Origin of the sequence: Shinella sp. HY16 (genome assembly GCF_028534175.1) — a bacterium.
GTDB lineage: Bacteria > Pseudomonadota > Alphaproteobacteria > Rhizobiales > Rhizobiaceae > Shinella.
Genome location: NZ_JAHYXL010000002.1, coordinates 659,656 through 679,562 on the forward strand (window position 1 = coordinate 659,656; position 19,907 = coordinate 679,562).

20 protein-coding genes are annotated in these 19,907 nt (G+C 64.0%); 2 read left to right on the plus strand and 18 right to left on the minus strand.

Translation table 11 applies throughout. The annotated features are described in order from the left end of the window. Positions 1–56: 56 nt before the first annotated feature. The 8 genes from K0P03_RS23530 to K0P03_RS23565 all read right to left on the minus strand — a co-directional run bounded on the left by K0P03_RS23530 (position 57) and on the right by K0P03_RS23565 (position 7,894). Complete coding sequence (locus K0P03_RS23530; RefSeq protein WP_023513539.1) at positions 57–1,556, minus strand: aldehyde dehydrogenase family protein; 1,500 nt, start codon at positions 1,554–1,556, stop codon at positions 57–59. Between the two features lie 25 nt (positions 1,557–1,581). Next, positions 1,582–1,881, minus strand: a complete 300-nt coding sequence (locus K0P03_RS23535) for a putative quinol monooxygenase (RefSeq protein ID WP_023513538.1) — start codon at positions 1,879–1,881, stop codon at positions 1,582–1,584. Between the two features lie 30 nt (positions 1,882–1,911). Continuing rightward, positions 1,912–2,622: an ABC transporter ATP-binding protein gene (locus K0P03_RS23540; RefSeq protein ID WP_023513537.1), complete on the minus strand. Its 711-nt coding sequence runs from the start codon at positions 2,620–2,622 to the stop codon at positions 1,912–1,914. After that, positions 2,615–3,337 carry an ABC transporter ATP-binding protein gene (locus K0P03_RS23545; RefSeq protein ID WP_024269888.1) on the minus strand — a complete coding sequence of 241 codons (723 nt, stop codon included), beginning with the start codon at positions 3,335–3,337 and terminating at the stop codon, positions 2,615–2,617. Before K0P03_RS23545 ends, K0P03_RS23540 begins: the two co-directional genes overlap by 8 nt. Further along, complete coding sequence (locus tag K0P03_RS23550; RefSeq protein WP_023513738.1) at positions 3,334–4,371, minus strand: ABC transporter permease subunit; 1,038 nt, start codon at positions 4,369–4,371, stop codon at positions 3,334–3,336. The genes K0P03_RS23545 and K0P03_RS23550 overlap by 4 nt, the downstream gene beginning before the upstream one ends. Further along, positions 4,368–5,234 (minus strand): branched-chain amino acid ABC transporter permease, encoded by an 867-nt coding sequence (locus tag K0P03_RS23555; RefSeq protein WP_023513739.1) that lies wholly within the window; start codon positions 5,232–5,234, stop codon positions 4,368–4,370. The genes K0P03_RS23550 and K0P03_RS23555 overlap by 4 nt, the downstream gene beginning before the upstream one ends. Before the next feature lie 65 nt (positions 5,235–5,299). Beyond that, on the minus strand, positions 5,300–6,517 hold the full coding sequence (locus K0P03_RS23560) for an urea ABC transporter substrate-binding protein (RefSeq protein ID WP_023513740.1): 1,218 nt from the start codon (positions 6,515–6,517) through the stop codon (positions 5,300–5,302). Positions 6,518–6,823: 306 nt separating this feature from the next. Then, entirely contained in the window at positions 6,824–7,894 is a 1,071-nt protein-coding gene (locus K0P03_RS23565; protein WP_245462190.1) for a substrate-binding domain-containing protein, read from the minus strand. 279 nt (positions 7,895–8,173) lie between these two features. Between K0P03_RS23565 and K0P03_RS23570 the strand changes: the two genes are divergently transcribed. Continuing rightward, positions 8,174–8,590 (plus strand): MarR family winged helix-turn-helix transcriptional regulator, encoded by a 417-nt coding sequence (locus K0P03_RS23570; RefSeq protein WP_023516098.1) that lies wholly within the window; start codon positions 8,174–8,176, stop codon positions 8,588–8,590. Positions 8,591–8,680: 90 nt separating this feature from the next. On the opposite strand, the gene K0P03_RS23575 is transcribed toward K0P03_RS23570, so the two are convergent. Beyond that, positions 8,681–9,370, minus strand: coding sequence for a hydrolase (locus tag K0P03_RS23575; RefSeq protein ID WP_023516099.1), 690 nt, complete (start codon positions 9,368–9,370; stop codon positions 8,681–8,683). Between the two features lie 156 nt (positions 9,371–9,526). Between K0P03_RS23575 and K0P03_RS23580 the strand changes: the two genes are divergently transcribed. Further along, positions 9,527–10,426 carry a LysR family transcriptional regulator gene (locus K0P03_RS23580; protein WP_023516979.1) on the plus strand — a complete coding sequence of 300 codons (900 nt, stop codon included), beginning with the start codon at positions 9,527–9,529 and terminating at the stop codon, positions 10,424–10,426. A gap of 112 nt (positions 10,427–10,538) precedes the next feature. Here K0P03_RS23580 and K0P03_RS23585 read toward each other — a convergent pair whose 3' ends face one another. The 9 genes from K0P03_RS23585 to K0P03_RS23625 are packed head-to-tail and all read right to left on the minus strand — an operon-like array spanning position 10,539 to position 19,854. After that, positions 10,539–11,438 (minus strand): intradiol ring-cleavage dioxygenase, encoded by a 900-nt coding sequence (locus K0P03_RS23585; RefSeq protein ID WP_023516978.1) that lies wholly within the window; start codon positions 11,436–11,438, stop codon positions 10,539–10,541. Positions 11,439–11,446: 8 nt separating this feature from the next. Next, positions 11,447–13,201 carry an FAD-dependent oxidoreductase gene (locus K0P03_RS23590; RefSeq protein WP_130517545.1) on the minus strand — a complete coding sequence of 585 codons (1,755 nt, stop codon included), beginning with the start codon at positions 13,199–13,201 and terminating at the stop codon, positions 11,447–11,449. Beyond that, on the minus strand, positions 13,194–14,276 hold the full coding sequence (locus K0P03_RS23595) for a branched-chain amino acid ABC transporter permease (protein ID WP_023516976.1): 1,083 nt from the start codon (positions 14,274–14,276) through the stop codon (positions 13,194–13,196). Before K0P03_RS23595 ends, K0P03_RS23590 begins: the two co-directional genes overlap by 8 nt. Positions 14,277–14,285: 9 nt before the next feature. Then, positions 14,286–15,149 carry a branched-chain amino acid ABC transporter permease gene (locus K0P03_RS23600; protein ID WP_023516975.1) on the minus strand — a complete coding sequence of 288 codons (864 nt, stop codon included), beginning with the start codon at positions 15,147–15,149 and terminating at the stop codon, positions 14,286–14,288. Beyond that, a complete protein-coding gene (locus K0P03_RS23605) occupies positions 15,136–15,855 on the minus strand; it encodes an ABC transporter ATP-binding protein (protein WP_272790767.1) in 720 nt (239 codons plus the stop codon). The genes K0P03_RS23600 and K0P03_RS23605 overlap by 14 nt, the downstream gene beginning before the upstream one ends. Then, positions 15,852–16,571: an ABC transporter ATP-binding protein gene (locus K0P03_RS23610; RefSeq protein ID WP_023516973.1), complete on the minus strand. Its 720-nt coding sequence runs from the start codon at positions 16,569–16,571 to the stop codon at positions 15,852–15,854. The genes K0P03_RS23605 and K0P03_RS23610 overlap by 4 nt, the downstream gene beginning before the upstream one ends. Before the next feature lie 50 nt (positions 16,572–16,621). Beyond that, on the minus strand, positions 16,622–17,902 hold the full coding sequence (locus tag K0P03_RS23615) for an ABC transporter substrate-binding protein (RefSeq protein ID WP_272790768.1): 1,281 nt from the start codon (positions 17,900–17,902) through the stop codon (positions 16,622–16,624). Between the two features lie 42 nt (positions 17,903–17,944). Next, positions 17,945–19,003 (minus strand): maleylacetate reductase, encoded by a 1,059-nt coding sequence (locus K0P03_RS23620; protein ID WP_272790769.1) that lies wholly within the window; start codon positions 19,001–19,003, stop codon positions 17,945–17,947. After that, a complete protein-coding gene (locus K0P03_RS23625; protein ID WP_023517212.1) occupies positions 19,000–19,854 on the minus strand; it encodes a dioxygenase family protein in 855 nt (284 codons plus the stop codon). Before K0P03_RS23625 ends, K0P03_RS23620 begins: the two co-directional genes overlap by 4 nt. Positions 19,855–19,907 lie beyond the last annotated feature (53 nt).

Below are 19,907 nucleotides of genomic sequence, written 5' to 3' on the forward strand. Positions count from 1 at the left end.
TGTTTCCTGTCCAGAGTACATGCCGTGGCGGTGAAACCGCCACGGCATCGGCGGTCCTAGAGCGCAATGCCGACGGACTTCACCTCGGTATAGAGGAGGATGGCTTCGTAGCCTTGTTCACGCCCCCAGCCGGACTGGTTGAAGCCGCCGAACGGAAGCGCGGGGTCGATGACATGGTGGGTGTTCACTCCCACCGTGCCCGCCTTCAGCTTCTTGGCGACCTTGTGGGCACGGCTGACATCGCGCGTGAAGACGCTGCCGGCCAATCCATAGATCGAGTTGTTGGCCTCCTTGACGATAGCGTCGATGCCGTCGTCATCGAAGGTGGCGACGACCAGAACCGGCCCGAAGATCTCCTCCTTGACGACGGACATATCGGGAGTGGTTTCCGTCAGGATGGTGGGTTCGAGGAAATATCCTTCCGTGCCAGCGCGTTTGCCGCCGCAATAGAGCTTCGCACCCTCGGCAAGGCCCGCCTTCACATAGGCGCTGACGCGGTCGAACTGTTCCTGGGAGACGAGCGGGCCGATCTGTGTCGTGGGGTCGAGGCCGACGCCGATCGACATGGATTCGGCAAAGGTCTTCAAGCCGCTCAGGATGGTATCGGCGATGTCCTTGTGCACATAAAGACGGGTTCCGGCCGTGCAGGTCTGGCCCATATTGTAGAAGATGCCATAGGCGATGGCGGGGATCGCGACAGCGGGATCGGCGTCGGCAAAGACGATCATCGGCGACTTTCCGCCGAGTTCGAGCGAGACCTTTTTCAAGTTGCCTTTGGCAGCGTCGAGGATCTTCTTGCCAACCTCCGTGGAACCGGTGAAGGCGATCTTGTCGACGTCGGGATGGGCGGCAAGTGCCGCGCCGGCAGTTTCGCCATAGCCTGTCACCACGTTGAAGACGCCGGCCGGGAAGCCGGCCTCTTCGACCAGTTCGGCAAGGCGCAGGGCCGTCAGCGGTGTCTGCTCGGCCGGCTTGAGGACGATCGTGCAGCCTGCAGCAAGCGCCGGCGCGACTTTCCAGACGGCCATCATGAAAGAGAAATTCCACGGCACGATCTGGCCGCAGACGCCCACCGGCTCCCGCAGCGTATAGGCATGGAACGGAGCACCGGCCGACAGCGGGATGGTCTGGCCGCAGATTTTCGTGCTCCAGCCGGCCATGTAACGCAGCAACTCGTAAGAAAAGGCAATGTCGCCGTTCCTGGCGTCCGTCACCGGCTTTCCATTGTCCAGCGCCTCGAGCTCCGCCAGTTCGTCCGCATGCCTTTCGACGAGATCACCAAGCGTCCAGACGAGCTTTCCGCGGTCGGCCGGTGTCATGTTTGCCCATGGGCCGTCATCGAACGCCTTGCGGGCGGCGGCAACGGCGCGGTCGATATCGGCGGCCTTGCCCTCCGGAACACGATCGAAGGCCTCGCCGGTCGCAGGGTCGATGATCTCTATGGTGCCGCCTTCGGCGGACGGAACCCATTTGCCGTCGATATAGAGCTTCTTTTCCTTCGCCACGAAGCGGGCGGCATCCGCGCCAAGGCGCCGGAGAGTTACGGGTGCGTTCATGGTGCTCTGTTCCCCTTGTCGATCTTCAGGCTTTGGCGGAAATTTCGTTGGCGGTGATCAGGATGACCTCGCCGTCGAGGATCGGCTTTGCGATGCCGAAGAAGCGGGCGACGACGTCGGAATTGTTATGCAGGTCCATCGCGGCGCGATCGTTAAAGCGCTCGTATGTGGCAAACAGGCAGGGGTCCTGCGCATCCTGGGAAATATGGAAACCGATCGTGTTCGGCTCGTTGGCGCGCACATGCTCGGCAACTTCGAGTAGGGCCTGGGCCATGGTCTGCTCGTAGCCCTTGCGGGCACGGATGACGGCGGTGATGGTGATCATGGTGACCTCGTTTCTGGGTGTTGAAGGGGATCAGGCGGGCAGGAAGTCACCCGCCAGATCGGCATCGTGCAGTTTGGCAGGGTCGATCTCGCCGGAGAGCTGGCCGCGCTTGATGACGAGGACCCGGGTGGCAAGATCGCTGATGAAGTCGAGATTCTGCTCCACGAGCAGGATCGAAAGGTTGCGTGAGCGGGCGAGGGCCTTCAGCGTGTCCTTCATTTCCTCGATGATGGACGGCTGAATGCCTTCGGTCGGTTCGTCGAGCAGGATCAGCTTCGGATCGGCACAGAGGCAGCGGGCGAGGGCGAGAATCTGCTGCTCGCCACCGGAGAGCACCCCGCCGGCCCGCGACAGGATCGGCTTCAGCCGTGGCAGTTCCTCGATGATCTGATCGATGATCGCCTTGGCCTGCCTCGGGCTCTGGTGGGCGGCGCCGACGCGCATGTTGTCCATCACCGAGAGCGCCGGGAATATCTGGCGTCCTTGCGGGACGTAGCCGATGCCGGCCCGGGAACGGGCGGCGGGAGAGGCCTTGGTCACATCGTGGCCCGCAAGATGGATGCTGCCGCCGGTCGCGGCGATGTGCCCCATCAGCGTGCGCAGAAGCGTCGATTTGCCCATGCCATTGTGGCCGAGAATGCCGACGAATTCGCCCTGTGCGATCGAGAGGCTGATCCCGAAGAGGATCGGAATGCGGCCATAGCCGGACTGGAGATTTTTGACGGTCAGGAGATCAGGCATCATGTTTTTTCCCCAGATAGACATCCCGGACCGTCTGGTTCGCGAGGATGCTTTCCACATGGCCCTCCGCCAGGATGCGACCCTGATGGAAGACTGTGATCTGATCCGCGATCATGCGGATGAAGTGCATGTCATGCTCCACGACCACGACGGTATGGGTGCGGTTCAGGTCGCGGATGATGGAAGCAAGGCGCTCCACCTCGCCGTCGGTCATACCGGCTGCCGGTTCGTCGAGCAGCACGAGGTCCGGATCACTGGCGACAACCATGGCCAGTTCCACGAGTTGGCGTTGTCCATGGGCCATGCGACCGAGCACGTTGCCCCGCAGCGATGAAATGCCCACCCGCTCCATGACATCAGCGATCTTCTCTTCCCGGGCGGCGGTGTTGTGGACCGTGCGGAGGGCGAGCCACAGGTTTTCATGGGCGGTGAGACCGTCGAACAGACTGGGCACCTGGGTCTTCACCCCGATGCCGGCACGGGCGATCTCGTGCCGCTCCCTGCCGGCGATATCGTCGCTCTTGAAGAGGATGCGCCCTCGGGTTGGCTTGTAGGTGCCGGTAAGGCAGCGAAAGAAGGTGCTCTTGCCGGCGCCGTTGGGGCCGAGAAGACAACGCAGTTCGCCCTTCTTCAGGCGTAGATCCACGCCGTCGAGTGCCTTTACACCGCCGAAATGCATGGCGACGTCCTGCGCTTCGAGGAGATAGTCGCTCATCGTGTGGCCTCCCTGCGCATGTGCCCTTGGGACTTGCTGAAGGGGAGACTGATGCGGGCAAGGAGCGCGGCGAGAGCAGGCTGGATGCCGCCCGGGACGAAGACCACGAAAACGATCAGCACCAGCCCGAGCACGATGTTTGGGTCGACAAAGCCGAGTTTGCCGAGCGCTGCCGCCGCGATTTGCAGGGCGAAGCAGGCTGCGACCGGGCCCAAGAGCGTGCCAAGGCCGCCGACCACCACCCAGATCAGCACCTGCGCGGCCATGGAGAGGCTGAACATGGTCGGGCTGACGAAGACGGAGTTGGCAAACAGCAATCCGGCCAGCCCAGCAATGCCCGCAGAGATAACAAAGACGGCGAGCTTCAGGCGCTTGGCATTGTAGCCGAGCAATTCCGCCCGCATCTCGTTTTCCCGCACGGCAATCACCGCGCGGCCGAAGCGGGTGGCGATCAGCCACTTGCAGAGGGTGTAGGTTGCAAACAGGGCGATGCAGGCGAACACGAACATGTTCGCAGGGGACAGCGGAGCGCCGGTAAACGGCATTGTCAGCAGCGGTGTGTTGGGAATGCCGTTGAAGCCGCCGAGTCGCGCCGCGCCGATCCGCCAGGCGTCACCGCCGGTGCTGTTGATCAGCTTGAACAGGATGAGCGTGACGGTAAGCGTAATGACGCCGAGATAGACATCGCTGAGGCGGCCATAGAAAAGGAAGTAACCAAGGCCGGCCGCGAACAGGGCCGGGATCCCTATGGCGAAGGCTGCTGCAAGCGTCGTGTCGCCAAAGTTGATGGCGGCAATGGCATAGGCATAGGCGCCGAGGCCGAAGAACGCCGATTGGCCGAAGCAGAGGATGCCGCCATAGCCCCAGAGAAGCGCCAGGCTCAGCGCAAAGATGCCCATGGACATGTAGAGCGTGACGTTGATCAGCGTGTAGAGCGGCGCGACGGTGGGGAAGATGATGATCGCTGCCAGCATGGCGATGGCTGCGAGTGCGATATGCGTGCCGCTGGCCCGGCAGAATGTGGACAAGCTCATGGTGCCCCCCTGAAAATGCGGCCGGTGATGCCTGTCGGCAGGAGACGCAGGAAGATGGTGGCGGCAAGAAGCAGCGCCACGTCACCGAGAACCGGTGTGGTGATGAAGGTGGACACCGTGTTGATGCTGCCGAGCAAGGTCGAGCTCAGCGCTGTACCGGTGATGACGCTGGCTCCGCCGGTGATGACCGTGATGAAGGCCTTGGCGACATAGGCGACGCCCATGGTGGGCAACACGCCGGATATCGGGGCCAGCAATCCGCCTGCCAAACCGCTGAGGGCCGAGCCGATCGCGAAGGTGACGGCGTAGACCCGCGAGGGTTCGATGCCCAGGGACGAGGCCATTTCCCGGTTCTGCATGGTTGCCCGGGCAACCAGGCCGACGCGCGTGAAGCGCAACACTGCATAGCCTGCGGCAAAGATGACGAGGACGATGCCCGTCAGCACGAAATCATAGGCGCCCAGACTGTATTGGCCGATACGGAAACTGCCGACCGGGGCAGCGACGCCGACGACGCGATTGCCGAAGAAAGTGGTGGCAAGGCCGATGAGCAGCAGGCTCAGGCCCCAGCTTGCCAGCATGGTATCGACCATGCGGCCATAAAGGCGGCGCATGATGAGGCGCTCGACCAGCACGCCGAGCAGGGCCACGCTCAGCGGCGCGACCACCAGCATCGCAAGCCAGATGTTGACGCCGGCCTGCACGCTGAAGATCGCTGCAAAACCGCCGAGCATGATGAACTCGCCATGGGCAAGGTTAATGACCCGCATCATGCCGAAGATGACGGCAAGCCCGACGCTGACAAGCGCGAGGTTGCCGACCGCTCCAGCGATCTGGAGCAGCACAACAAGAAAATAGTCCACTGGATTTGTCCCGGGTGGCTCCCGGTGCGCGGCCTGCCACGCGCCGGGAGGCAATGCGTCAGCGATTACTGGATGACGTATTGCTGGTTGTCGTTCGGGTTGGCGACCAGGTCGCAAACGGCAGCCGTGTCGGCCGGCGGCTGGTTCGCGAAGCTTTCGAGGATTTCGAAACTGTGGGTCTTGACCCGGCCAAAATGGACGTCCGTGGCGCAATGGTGCGTCTTGGGATCGATCGTCGAGGGGCCGCCAGGCCCGTCAACCGTTGAGCCACTCTCGATCGCCTCTATGACCGCCATGCGGTCGAGGGAATTGGCTTTCCTGACGCCGTTTGCCCAATGGTGGACGGCGTTATAGGTCGCCGAGGCATGCTCGGTCACATAGGGCGCCTTGTCGCCGAACTTCTGGTGGTAGCGCTTCACGAAGGCCTCGTTGGCTGGCGACTTTATCTCCTGGAAATAGCCGAATGCGGCCATGACGCCGTCGGATTCCGCAGGCGTCAGGACGATATGTTCGTTGCCGCCGCCGAAAGACGTGGAGACGATCGGGATCTGGCCCGTCATCCCGGCCGCCGCCCACTGGCGGAAGAAGGCCATATGGTTGCCGCCCACCAGGAGCGTATAGATCACGTCAGGCTTCTCGCGCTGGATCTTCTGGATTGCCGCGCTGAAATCGGTGACGTCGAGCGGGAAGAATTCCGCAGCAATCACTTCTCCGCCGGCTTGCGTAGTGAAGTCGCGTACCCACTTGGCGGAAATCTGACCGTAGTTGTAGTCGGCAGCGAGCACATAGACCTTCTTGCCGAAGTTCTTGATGGCAAAGGGCATCAGCTGGCCGATGGTCTGCGAAGGGGTCGAGCCCGTCAAAAAGGTATTGCGGTCGCAGACGCCGCCCTCATAGAGCGGCGAGTAGAAGTAGAGTGTCTGGTACCGACCGAGGATCGGCCGGATGGCTTCGCGGGAGGCGCTGGTGATGCCGCCAAAGACGGTCGCAGCCTGCAGGCTCGTTGCCGCTTCCGTCGCGAACTGCGTGTAGAGCTGGATGTTGGACTGCGGATCGTATTTCTGGACCTTGATCTGGCGACCGAGCAGGCCGCCGGCCTCGTTCAGTTCGGCAACGGCAAGATCGAGGCAGGCGTCGATCGGCTGGCCGTAGATTTCGAGGCCGCCGGAAAGATCGTAGATGCTCGCAATCGTGATGTCGTCAGCCGCGAAGCTGCGATTGACCCAAGGAGCGGTCAAGGCGGCGGCCGTACCGCCGAGAAACAGGCGTCTGCTGATTTTCATGAGTTCACCCTCTTCTTAGTAGATCCGAATGGACGTACGAATTCGTCCCGGCAGACGGGTGTCTGCGGGGTCGGCCCAAACCGATGGGAACGGGCAGGCGGTCTTCGTGCGGTCAATAATATTTATATATTCAATATTTTCTTTTTCAAGTATTTTTTGCCAGCAACGGTTTTCAAGCCGTGGCTTCCGGAAAGCCTGTTTCAAAACAGCAGGATATGAAGGATTGGAAAGGCGCCTTCGCAGGGACGTGCCTTCTGATCGCGGGCGAGGAACGTGCCTCCGATTGTCGAAACCGGAGAGGGGAGGTCAGATGGCGTCGAAGCTGCGAAGAATCTCGAACTCGGTGCCGTCGGCGCGGGCAAGGTAGGTCGGCCCGGAAACGACCCCGTTTCGGATCGTGGTCACGCCGCGGGGGCTTTCGAAGCTGAGGCCTTCGAAAGCCTGTGACAGAGCGTCGATTTCCAGTGATTGTGCGCGGGTGGCCAGGGCACCGAAGAAGCGCAAGCCCTCATAGCAGGCCTCGCTCAAGACACCTTGCACGGGCGCCGTCACGCCGAAGGCATCCCGGTAGCGCTTCAGGAAGGTGTCGTTCTCCGGTGTCTGCAGCGCGCTGAAGTAGCCGGCGGCACAGAACAGGTTCTCGGTGTTGTCTGCGCCGATTGCCAGCAACGTGTTTTCCTCCACAGCACCCGAGAGACGGAGGATATGGCGGGACAGGCCGCGCTCGGCAAACATGCGGTTGAAGGGCACGCATTCCGAGCCGACTAAAGAGAGAAAGACGATATCAGGGTCCGCTGCCCCGATCAGGTCGATGAGGTGCGTCGTGTCGTCGCCAAGTCCGACATATTCCTCTCCGATGATCTCGCCGCCCCGCTGCAGGACGAAGTTGCGCACCCAGTTGTGTGAAGCCCGGGGCCAGACATAGTCGTTGCCGACGAGAAACCAACGCTGCGCGCCCTGGTGATCCATGAAATGGCTCACGGCGCCGGAAAACTGCCGTTCCGGCACCTCGCCGATGCTGAATACCCTCTCGCCCTCCGTACCGCCTTCAAAGAGTGGAGCGAAGACATAGGGTACCCGGTCGGCCAGGGCGCGGGCAAGTTCGACCCTTACTGAGGAGAGGTGGACGCCGACCAGTGCATTGGCGCCCTGGCGCTCGACAAGGTCGCGGGCACGCTCGACAACGGCTTGCGGGCTGCCGCCGGCATCGGCGGCCAGAAGCTCTATCTGTCGGCCAAGGATGCCGCCTTTCTCGTTGAGCTCGGCCGCGGCGAGAACGGCGCTGTACTGGCAGGATGGCCCCCAGATCGCATCCGCCCCCTGGAAGGGGACGAGCAACCCGATCCGGATAGGCTCTCGTTTGCGCGGTACGGACATGTTTTGGTGACCTGCGCGTTTGGAAAGCAGGGTCTGGCGTAAGGGAACCCGGCTTTGGCGCGAAGAGGCTGGGTTGCGCATCCAGATGCCGCTGGCCCCGCCGGCCAGAGCAGAATCGAACGTCACGGCGTTCTCCCTTTTATTCTACGCTCCACCCTGGACGACACGCTCCGCAACGGCGGATTGTGATTTTTTTGTTTTCGTTGGGCCCCGCCTATGCGGCGGGACTGAAGCACTATATATATAGTTTCCGATTAAACAATTGCTCATTAAAGAATCATGGCCGAACGCTCGCTCAACGAACATCTTTCGCATCTGCTCGCTCAGGCGAACCGGCACCTCAGCCGCCAGTTGACAGCCGAGGGCGTGTCGCTGGATCAGTGGCGGCTGATGAAGGTTCTGTCGGAGGCCGGTGGGCTGCCGATGGGCAAGCTTGCCGAGGAGCTGGCGCTCAATTTGCCGACGCTCACAAAGCTGGTGGATCGCATGGTGCAGGATGCGCTCGTCTATCGGGTTCCCGACCCCGCCGACCGGCGCAAGGTGCGAATGTTCCTTTCCGACAAGGGGGCCTCGATGCTTGCCTCGCAGAACAAGCGTGTCGAGGAGCATGAGGCGAAGGTCGAGGACAACTACGGCAGCGAGGATGCCCAGCGCCTGAAAATCATGCTGGAAAGCTTTATCAAGCAGATCGTATAACGCGCAGCATTCCCCCCGCGCGGCAGAAGACGGAACACGCGAAGGCCGGCTCCTGAGGGAACCGACCTCTGTTCGACGTATGGTTGACGCTCAGCGGGCCGGATTGGGACCAATGCGCTTGCCGTGGTGAGTACGTTCCTCGCCCTTGTGAACCATGGTGACGGCATAGTCGATACCCATGCCATAGGCACCGGAATGTTCCTTCACGATGGCGGTGACAGCGTCATAAGTCTTCTTGTGGGCCCAGTCGCGCTGCCATTCCAGGAGCACCTGCTGCCAGGTGACCGGGACGACACCGGCCTGGACCATGCGATCCATGGCATATTTGTGGGCATCCATCGATGTGCCGCCGGATGCATCGGCGACCATGTAGATTTCGTAGTCGGTGTCATGCAGGCAGGAGAGGGCGAAGGTGGTGTTGCACACTTCCGTCCACAGGCCGGAAACGATGATCTTCTTGCGGCCGGCCGCAGCGTTCCGAGCGAGCGCGTCACGGACGTTCTGGTCGTCCCAGGAATTCATCGAGGTTCGCTCGAGGATATCGTTTTCGGGGAAAACGGCGAGCAGCTCCGGATAGGTATGGCCGGAGAAGGAGTCCGTCTCGACGGTCGTGATGGTTGCCGGAATGCCGAAGGTCTTGGCCGCCTTGGCAAGCCCCACGACGTTGTTTTTCAGCGCCTGGCGGTCGATCGACTGAACGCCGAAAGCCATCTGCGGCTGCTGGTCGATGAAGATGATCTGGCTGTTTTCCGGGGTCAGGACTTCGAGTTTCCTGGACATGTCTGTCTCCTCTCTGGTTTGGGGGGAAGGGTTCCTCGCCCTTGCCCTTTCCGTTTTGCGTCGGTGTGTTTCGATAGAGACAAGGTAGCGGCATTGATTGTGTTGGAAAATTGCAATAATAATTCGCAATGAATTGCGATTATAGAAATAATAGAGATGAATGACTACAAGGCCCTGCGCATCTTCTTGCTGGCTGCCGAGAAGCGAAATTTCGCCCAGGTGGCGCGGGAACTCAACATGGCGCCTGCCGCCATCACGCGCACCATCGCCGCGCTGGAAGAGGAGCTCGGTCTTCAGCTCTTCGTGCGGACGACGCGCCAGGTGTCCCTGACGACGGACGGCGCGATCTTCGCCGCGCAGATCCAGCCGGCGTTCCAGGCGCTCGAAACGGCGCGCAAGGACATCATGGATGCCCATAAGACGGACCAGGGACGGCTTCGCATCAGCGCACCGACATGGTTCGGTAAGGCCGTTCTGCCGCCGATCCTCTCCGGGTTTCGAAAGCTCTATCCGAAGATCAATTTCGAGATCTCCCTGGCCGATGGCTTCGTCAACATCCTCGACCAGGATTTCGATCTTGCCATCCGAATCTCCTCGGCGCCTTCCGACAAGTTCACGATCTGGCGAAAGGTCTGCGTCATCCCCCGCGTGCTCGTGGCAGCGCCCGACAGCCGGTTCGCCGCCATGGACCATCCCGGCGAACTGACGCCCGACGAGTGCCTCGCCTATAGCGGCGAAAGCCGTCGGGAAGCATGGGTGCTCTCGGACGGCAGCGCGAACATCGAGATTTCCGCCGGCCGAAGCTTCAGCGCGAACAATGGCGACGTCTTGGCCGACATGGCGGCGGAGGGCGCTGGCGTCACGCTGCTGCCGCGCTTTCACGTCGCAGCGCATCTGAAGGCCGGTCGGCTGGTGCACGTGTTGCCGCGCTGGTCGCCGCCCGAGCTGTGGCTGACCCTGTACTATCCCCCGTATCAGACGCTGCCGCCACGCATTGCCGCCTTCTCGAAATATTTCGAGCAGCACGTGCCTGCCTATATGTCGGCGCTGCAATAGGGGAGGCTTATGCCATCACGGCCTTGATCGATGGCTCCGTTTGCAGGGTGCGCGGGGGCGATCAGGATCGCCCCCGCGTGTTGCAATTGTCACGTCAACGGGGAACGATGCTTCAGGGCGCTTCACGGGCCTCACCCTTCCGCGCCAGCACGAAATCGTACTCCACCTCCCAGAACGGTCCGGCGAATTCATAGGCCTTCGCCCGCGGCGGGTCGTCCACGCGCCGAAATTCCGCGAGCAGGCTCTGCTTCACCCCGAAGACGGCATCCGAATTGATATAGGGGTCGTCCGGGTCGAAGATGTGGGTGATCAGCGTTTCGAAACCCTCGGCCTTGAGGATGTAGTGCAGGTGTGCCGGACGGTTGGGGTGGCGGCCGAGATGCTGGAGCATCCTGCCGACCGGGCCGTCATGCGGAATCGGGTAGAATTTCGGCTTGACGGCGCGGAACCAGTAGCGCCCGTCCTCACCCGTTCGGAAAACGCCGCGCAGGTTGAATTCCGGCTGGATGCCGAGCTGCTGGACGTCGTAGAACCCCTCGTCGTTGGCCTGCCAGACATCCAGCACCGCGCCCGCGATCGGCCGGCCGGCCGTGTCGAGGATGCGGCCCGAAATGACCATGTCCTCGCCCTTCTGGTCGAGGCAGATATTGGCGCCCATCGGCAGTTCCGGCGCATCCTGCACATGGAATGGCCCGAGCACCGTGCTTTCCGAAGCGCCGGAGGGTTTGCGGTTGTTGATGGCGTCGACCAGCATGGACACGCCGAGCGTATCGGAGAGCAGGATGAATTCCTGCCGCCATTCGTTGCACATCTGGCCGGTGCGGGTGAGGAAGAGGATCGCCTCCATCCACTCCTCCTGCGTCGGCTCGATCTCCTTGACGGCCTCGTGCAGCTTGCGCGTCACCACCTCCATGATCGCCTTCAGCCGCGCGTCCCTGGCGTTGCGGTTGCGGCCGGCGACGACCTCGACGGAGTTTTCCTCCGTGAAGAAACCCTTTTCATGCTCGTCCATCACGCGTCTCACTTTCCAAGAATGGCGGTCAGCACCCGGCTGAGGTCGCCGGCCGGATCAGCGGAATTTTCAGCATGCCGCCAGCAGACATGGTGGTCGGGGCGCACCAGCACCACGCCGCCGTCGCGCACCTCGCTGAGATTGGCCCAGTCGCCGGAAAAATCCTGCCATTGCTGGCGCGGGCCGATGGCATGGGCGGCGATCTCGATGCCGAGCGCCCGGCCGACTGTCCTTGCAGCCTCGATCCAGCCCTGCCCGCCGGGGCCGGTCAGGACGGTGAAGCGGCCATGGCCGGCAAGGTCGAGCGTCGAGACCTTTTTTCCGTCCTCGGAAAACAGCCAGGCATGGGGCAGGCGCGCGCCGGGCCAGGTGGTCTGCTGGAAATGCAGCTCCGGGTCCTTCACGAAGGCGGGTTCCGGCTGGCCGTCATTGACGACGGCGTCGGAGCGGTAACGCTGGTTCATCTCCACGCCATGGGCGTCGAACTCGTAGACCTTCGCGGCGATCGCCTTGCGGATAGCGGCCCGCTGCGCCTCGGCGGCGGGCGTGTCGTTGCAGCGGGCGTCCATGTTCTCCTGCATCTTCACGGGATCGACGGAATCCAGCAGGCCGAGCGCCTTGAAGATCGGGCCGAATTCCTCGATCGACTTGTTGGCGCGGGTGACGATCTGTTTTGCCACCGGCGCGCGCTCGGCCTGGTAGCTGTCGAGCAGTTTTGCGCCGGCCTGGCCCTTCAGCACATGGGCGAGCTTCCAGGCGAGGTTGAAGGCGTCCTGAATGGAGGTGTTGGAGCCGAGGCCGTTGGAGGGCGGATGGCGGTGGATGGCGTCGCCCATGCAGAAGACGCGGCCGTTCGAAAGCGTGGTGGCGTACATGTTGTTGACGGTCCAGGTCGAGACCGACTTGATCGTCACGTCGAGATCGGCGACGCCGACGAGATCGCGCACCACCTTCTTCGCATGGGCCTCGTCCACGGCGGGGGCAGGCTGGTTGATGTCGTAGCCCCAGACGATCAGCCATTCGTGCCAGGGGCGCACCATGCGCACCAGCCCCATGCCGATGCCGCCGACATCGGCGCCCGGCTGGAGGACCCAGTAGAGCACCGAGGGACGATGGGCGACATAACGCGACAGGTCGGCCTCGAAGAGGATGTTCATCGAGCCGGCGACGCCCATGCGGCCTTCGAAGGCAAGGCCCGCATGTTCCGCCACCTTGGAATTGCCACCATCCGCACCGACGAGATATTTCGAACGCACCGTGAACGTCTTGCCGGTCAGCCGGTCGAGACAGGTGGTGGTGACGCCCTCGCCGTCCTGCTCATGGCTGACATATTCGGTGGAAAGACGCGCCTGCGTGCCGCGCGAACAGGCGGTGCGGAAGAGCAGCGGCTCCATGAAGGTCTGCGGCAGGTCGTTCATCAGCGTCGGCGAGGAGAGCTGGTGCTCGGCGCGCGAGGTGGGGTGCATGCCCCAGCTCTTCATGCGGCCGATTTCTTCTCCCGCAAGCGCGGTGCAGAAGACGTTCTCGCCCATCAGCTCCTGCCCGGCGGCGAACATGTAGGCCTCGTCCTCCACGTCGCGGCCGAGATCGCGCAGCACTTCCATGGTGCGCTGGTTGGTGATGTGGGCGCGCGGCGTGTTGGCGAGCCAGCGGTAGCGGTTGATCACCATGTTCTCGACGCCGTAGCTGGAAAGCAGCGCCGCGGTGGCCGAGCCGGCGGGGCCGGTGCCGATGATCAGTACGTCCGTGGTGATGTCAGCCATGTGAGGTTCCTCCCTGATGGATGGCGGGGCCGCCGACGAGTTTGCGGCGGACCGGGAAAAGCTGGATGCCGGTGCGGTCGGAGAAGGCGCCCCAGAGACCGCGCGGCGCGAAGAGCATGACGAGGATGCCGGCAAGGCCGAGCATCAGGAGATACCAGGAGCCGTAATCGGCCATGAGGTTCTGCAACAGAAAGAACAGGATGACACCGAGGATCGGCCCTTCGATGGTGCCGATGCCGCCGATGACGACGATGAAGATGACATAGGCCGTCCAGTCGGTGACGGAGAAGGCGGCGTCGGGCGAGATGCGGGCCTTCTGCACATAGATCAGCGCGCCGGCAAGGCCGGTGAGGAAGGCGGTGGCGAGATAGACCAGCGCCTTCATGCGCCGCGCATCGACGCCGACGGCGCGGGCGGCCTGCTCGTTGTCGCGCACGGCGGCAAGGCCGAGGCCCTGCTTGCTGCGCAGGAGACGGTAGATGAAACCGATGGTGGCGGCGGCAAGGATCAGCGCCAGCCAATAGGTGATGGCGTCGCTTGCCTGCGCAGGTTTCATGCCGAAGAAGTCGCGCAAGAGGGAGACGCCGGCCATGTCGCGCACCGCCTCGCGCGGCAGCGAGGTGCCGGTGCCGCCGCCGAGCGCCTTCCACTGGGCGAAGCTGAGGCGCACGACCTCCGCCACGACCCAGGTGCCGATGGCGAAATAGGGGCCGTAGAGGCGGAAGGTGAAGAAGGCGGTGGGAATGGCGAGGAGGACCGACAACAGCCCGGCGATCAGGATCGCCAGCAGCGGATCGACGCCGAGAAGGATGACTGTGCCGAACATGGCATAGGCGCCGAAGCCGACGAAAACCTGCTGGCCGACGGAGATCAGCCCGGCATAGCCGGCGAGCAGGTTCCAGCTCTGCGCCAGCACCAGCATGGTGAGAATGAAGAACAGGTCCTGCACCGCGCCGCGCGAGACGAGGAAGGGCGCGGCAAGGCCGAGCGCCAGCACGGCGGCGGCGAGAAGCAGCGAGACCGACGAGGCCTTGTTGCGGGTTTCGACCTTGAGGGAGGGGAGGGCGATGCTCATGAAAACACCTCAATCGACGGCGCGCGGGAAGAGGCCGCGCGGCTTGACGAGAAGAACGGCGAGGAAGGCGAGATGGCCGGAGAGGATCTGCCATTCGGGATTGATGGCCGCGCCGAGCGTCTGCGCGACCCCGAGGATGATGCCGCCGGCCAGCGTGCCCCACAGCGAGCCGAGGCCGCCGATGATGACCGCCTCGAAGGCGTAGATCAGCCGGGCCGGGCCGGCGGTCGGGTCGAAATTGGCGCGTGTGCCGAGATAGAGCGCGGCAATCGTCACCACGACCATGGCCAGCCCCGTCGCCATGGCGAAGATTTTGCGCGGGCGGATGCCCATAAGGCCAGCCGTTACCGCGTCGTCCGACGTGGCGCGGAAGGCGCGGCCGAGCGCGGTGCGGTAGATGAGGAGGTTGAGGCCAACGATGACGGCGACGGCCGAGAGCAGGGCCAAGAGCGGCATCAGGCCGATGGTGACGGGGCCTGCCGCCATCGAGGCCGTCTCCAGCGATCCCGCGGAGATGCGGCGGCTGTCGGCTGAAAAGCCTTCCAGCAGGCCGTTCTGGATGACGATCGACAGGCCGAAGGTGACGAGCAGCGGCGGCAGCACGTCCTTGCCGAGCGTGCGGTTGAACAACACCTCCTGCAAGACATAACCGAGCGCGAACATAAGCGGCGCCACGAAGAGCGCGGCGAGGAAGGGGTTGAGGCCGAGGGTGGAGACCAGCACGAGCAGCAGGAAGGCGGCGAGCACGATGAGGTCGCCATGGGCGAGGTTGACCAGCCGCATGATGCCGAAGACGAGGCTGAGGCCCGCCGCGAACAGCGCATAGAGCCCGCCGAGCAAAACGCCCTGGACGATGGTATCAATGAGGCTCATGGCGCTGGGCTCCGAAATAGGCGGCGTGGATGGCGTCGCGGCTCAGATCGTCCGGCCGGCCGGACAGGGTGGTGCGCCCCTCCATCATGCAATAGACGCGGCTCGCCACCTTCAGCGCCTGGCCGATATCCTGCTCGACGATGACGATGGAGGCGCCCGAGGCGCGGATGCGCGGGAAGGCGGCGTAGATGTCGCGCACCACGACGGGGGCAAGGCCAAGGCTGATCTCGTCGCAGAGCAGCACATCCGGATTGGCCATCAACGCCCGGCCGATCGCCACCATCTGCTGCTGGCCGCCGGAGAGCGCCGTCGCCGGGTTGTTGCGGCGCTCCTTCAGGATCGGGAAGAGCGTGTAGACGCTGTCGAGCGTCCAGACGCCGCGGCGCTTGCCATAGGCGCCGATGAGCAGGTTCTCCTCGACGGTCAGCGAGGGAAAGAGACGCCGTCCTTCCGGCACCATGGCGACGCCGCGCGAGAGGATGTCGGGCGCCGCGAGCGCGCCGATGGCCTCGCCGCGGCAATGGATGGTCTCGGCGGCGCTCTTCAGCACTCCGGAGATGGCGCGCATCAGCGTCGTCTTGCCGGCGCCGTTGGCGCCGATAATGGCGATGGTCTCGCCGGCCTCGACGCGGATATCGACGCCGAACAGCGCCTGGAAATCGCCGTAGAAGGCGGTGAGCCCCCTGGTTTCGAGGAGCGCGGTCATATCTCGATCCCCAGATAGATTTCCTTGACCTCGCGTGAGGCCATGATCTCGTCCGGCGCGCCGATGCCGATCACCCGGCCGAAATTCAGCACCAGCAGCCGCTCGACGACAGATGTCAGCGCATGCAGAACATGCTCGATCCAGATGACGGCGACGCCCTTGGCATGGATGGCGCGGATGGTGGCGACGAGCGACAGGCATTCGCCCTCCGTCAGCCCGCCGGCGATCTCGTCGAGCAGCAGGAGGCGCGGCTCGGTGGCGAGCGCGCGGGCGAGTTCCAGGCGTTTGCGCTGGAGCAGCGTCAGGCCGCCGGCCGGCACATTGGCCTTGTCGAGAAGGCCGGTTTCGCTGAGAATCTCGGCACAATGGTCATAGGCCTCCGCCTCGCTGCGCCTGGCGCCGAAACTGCCGGCGACGAGCAGGTTTTCGAACACGGTCAGCTTTTCGAAGGGCTGGGGGATCTGGAAGGTGCGCCCCATGCCCGAAAGACAGCGCGCCATCGGCGGCGTGCGGGTGACGTCGGCGCCGGAAAAACGGATCGTGCCGCTGTCGGCGGCGATCGTGCCGTTGATCAGGTTGAACAGCGTCGACTTGCCGGCGCCGTTCGGGCCGATGATGCCGAGCGCCTCGCCCTCCGCCACGGAAAAGCTGATGCTGTCAGCGACGGTCAGCGCGCCGAATTTCTTCGAGACCTTGTCGAGTTCAAGCAATGTCATGGGTATCCTCCAAGCCTGCGGATTTTCTCACCCGCAGGCCTTCCTCACGCTCAGGCGATCGCTTCCATCGTGCCGCCGACGGGAATGGCCGGCGCGGTCTTGTTGTCGGTGATGACGAGGTCGTAGCCACCGCCCTCCTTCAGCCGCCACTGGCCGCCGACGAGCGGCGTCTTCGCCACGTTCTTCGCCGCAAAGGGCGGCAGGCCCGCGCCGCCCCAGGCGACATTGCCCACCAGCGTATCGAGCTTCGTCGCGGCGATGGCCGCGGCGACCGCGTCGCCGTCCGTCGGGTCCTCGGCGCGGGAGAGCGCATCGACCGCGAGTTCGAAGAGGGCATGGGCAAAGCCGATCGGCTGCGTCCAGGGCCGGCCGGTCGCCTTGGTGAAGGCGGCCGCGACCTCGGCCGAGCTTTCGCCCGTCAGCGAGGATGTGAACGGATGGCTCGGCGACCACCAGACTTCCGAGGACAGATTGTGCCCGGCCGTGCCCAGCGCCTCCACCGCCTGCGGGAAGAGCAGCGCCTTGCCGATCGAGGCCACTTTCGGCACGAAACCCTGCTGCTTGGCCTGGTTCCAGAAGGTGGTGAAATCGGGCGGGATGACGACGCCGGTGATGATCTCGCACTGGCCCGCCTTGAAGGCATTGATCTGCGCGGAAAAATCGTCGGTCATGTTCTGGTAGCGGCCGGGATCGTTCAGCGAATAGCCCATCTTTTCGAGCACGGGCGGGAAGCCGACCACCTTGTCGCCCCAGGCATTGCCGTCACCATCATTTGGGAAGAGGCCGCCGACCTTGCGGTTGGTCTCGACCTGCGCCCACATGTTGGTGAAGACGGCGATGACGTCCTCCAGCCCCCAGAAGAAGTGGTAGGCGTAGTCGAAGGGTTTCCACGAGGCGGGATCGCCGGGATTGCCCTGCTGGCCGATGAACCAGGGCTGCCAGGGCGCGACGGTGGAGATGCAGGGCATGCCCTCCGCCTCGCAGGTCGTCGCAACCGGATTGGTCGTCTCCGGCGTCGAGGCGACGAGCACCAGGTTCACCTCGTCGTCGACGATGAGCTGTTTTGCCACCTCCGCCGCCCGGTTGGGGTTCGACTGGCTGTCCTTGACAACAATCTCGTAGTTCAGCCCCTTGGCCTTGGCGACCGAAAGGAAGGCGTCAATGACAAAACTGTCGGCTTCGCCGAAGGCGGCGAGCGGGCCGGTCTGCGGGCTCACATAGCCGAGCTTGATGGCCGCATTCTGCGCCAGCGCCGGCATGGAGAGGCCGGATGTCAGGGCCGCGGCGCCGCCGGCGGCCGTCGTCTTCAGGAAATCGCGTCTCGTAAACATGATGGGTTCCTCCTCCCGTTCCCTTCCTCCCGAAGGGTGTTGTCAGTCCGGCCGCCGGCCCTCCCAGGCCGCCTGCAGCAACGCGCGGATCGACGGCCGGTCGATTGCGCGCGGATTGCGATAGGGGTTTTGCGTGGCGATATCGGCGGCAAGGTCGAGATCGCCTTCCGAAAGGCCGAGATCCCTCAACGCCAGCGGCGCTCCCGCCGCCCTGGCGAAATCCCAGAGCCCGCCGCCGACCGAACCGCCAAAAATCTCCGCCACGGGGGCGAGCAGATCGGGCACGGCGACGGCGTTGAAGGCCGCGGTGTGCGGCAGCATGATCGCATGGGTCTCGGCATGGGGCGTATCGAAGGTGCCGCCGAGCGTGTGGCAGATCTTGTGGTGCAGCGCCATGCCGACCGTACCGAGCACCGTGCCGCAGAGCCAGGCGCCGTAAAGCGCCTCCGCCCGCGCCTCGCCGTCGCCGGGTTTTTCGATGATGCCGGGCAGGCTTTTGCGGAAGGCACGCAGGCCCTCGACAGCCATCAGCGAGGAAACGGGGTTGCGATCCTCGGCGTAAAGCGCTTCCACCGCATGGGCCATGGCGTTGAGGCCGCTCGTCACGCTCATGCCGACCGGCAGGCCGAGGGTGAGCTGGGGATCGTAGATCACCACCTCCGGCAGGATGCTGACGCTGCGCACCGTCGTCTTGCGCCCGCCCTCGGTCTGGCCGAGGATCGGCGTCACCTCCGAACCGGCATAGGTGGTGGGGATGACGATCTGCGGCAGGTCGGTGCGATAAGCGATCGCCTTGCCGAGCCCCGTCGTCGAGCCGCCGCCGAGCGAGACGACCGCGTCCGCCGCGGTCCGGCGCACCACATCCATCGCCTGTTCCGTCACATCGACGGGCGTGTGCATGACCGCCCCGGCGAAAACCCCGGCCGCACGGGCGCCCAGCGTTTCCGCCAGCCTCTCCGCATCCGCCTTCTGGTGCGGCGTTGCCAGCACGAGGGCGCGGCGGGCGCCGATGCGGTCGATCCAGTCGCCGACCGTTGCGGCCTTGCCGGCGCCGAAGACGATATGGGCCGGGCTGGTGGAATAGACGAAATCGCGGCTCATGCCCTTGCTCCCTGTTTTGCGCGCGCCAGCACGAAGGTGAAATCGAGCCGCCAGCAGGGTTTTTCCCCCATCCGCTCGAAACGGCAGACGAGTTCCGGCTTGACGGCGAAGAGCGGGTCTTCGGCGAGATGTGGATCGCTGCCGTCGTAGAGGTGGGTGACAAGCGTTTCGAAACCCGATGCCTTGATCAGGAATTGCAGATGCGCCGGGCGGCGCAGCGGCAGGCCGGCCTTCAGCAGCAGCGCGCCGACCGGCCCGTCGTCGGGCACGCCATAGCCGGCGGGCCGGACGGTGAGATAATGGAAGCGCCCCTCGCCATCCGTGCGGAAAAGGCCGCGCAAGTTGAACTCCGGCTGGAGATCGGGCTGCTGGTTCTCGTAGAGCCCGGCGGCGTTGGCCTGCCACGTGATGATCTCCGCCCCCGCGACGGGTTCGCCGTCGAGATCGACCACACGACCGAAGACGGCGAGGCGCTCGCCGACGCCGTCGAGCGAGATATCGCTGCCCAGCGCCCGGGCCGGCGCATCGGCACGGAAGAACGGACCGCGCAGCGTGCCCGGTGTCGCCTGTTTCGGGCGATGGGCGTTCACCTCCTCGACCAGCGCCGTCGCGCCGAGCAGGTCCGACAAAAGCACCCATTCCTGCCGCCGGTCATCCGAGGCGTGGCCGACATCGGTGAGGAAGGCGATCAGGCTGCGCCACTCGGCGGGCGTCGGCTTCAATTCGCGGATGAGGGCGTGGAGATGCGTCACCGTGCCGATCAGCGCCTGCCGCAACGGCCCCTCTCCAACGGCTGTAAGCCGCCGGGAAAACACCTCCGAGGAGGCGAGGGTATCGACAGGGACGGCCATGCTGTTTCCTCCAACCTTGAGGAGACTGTAGCAAGGCGCGGCATGGGCATTGA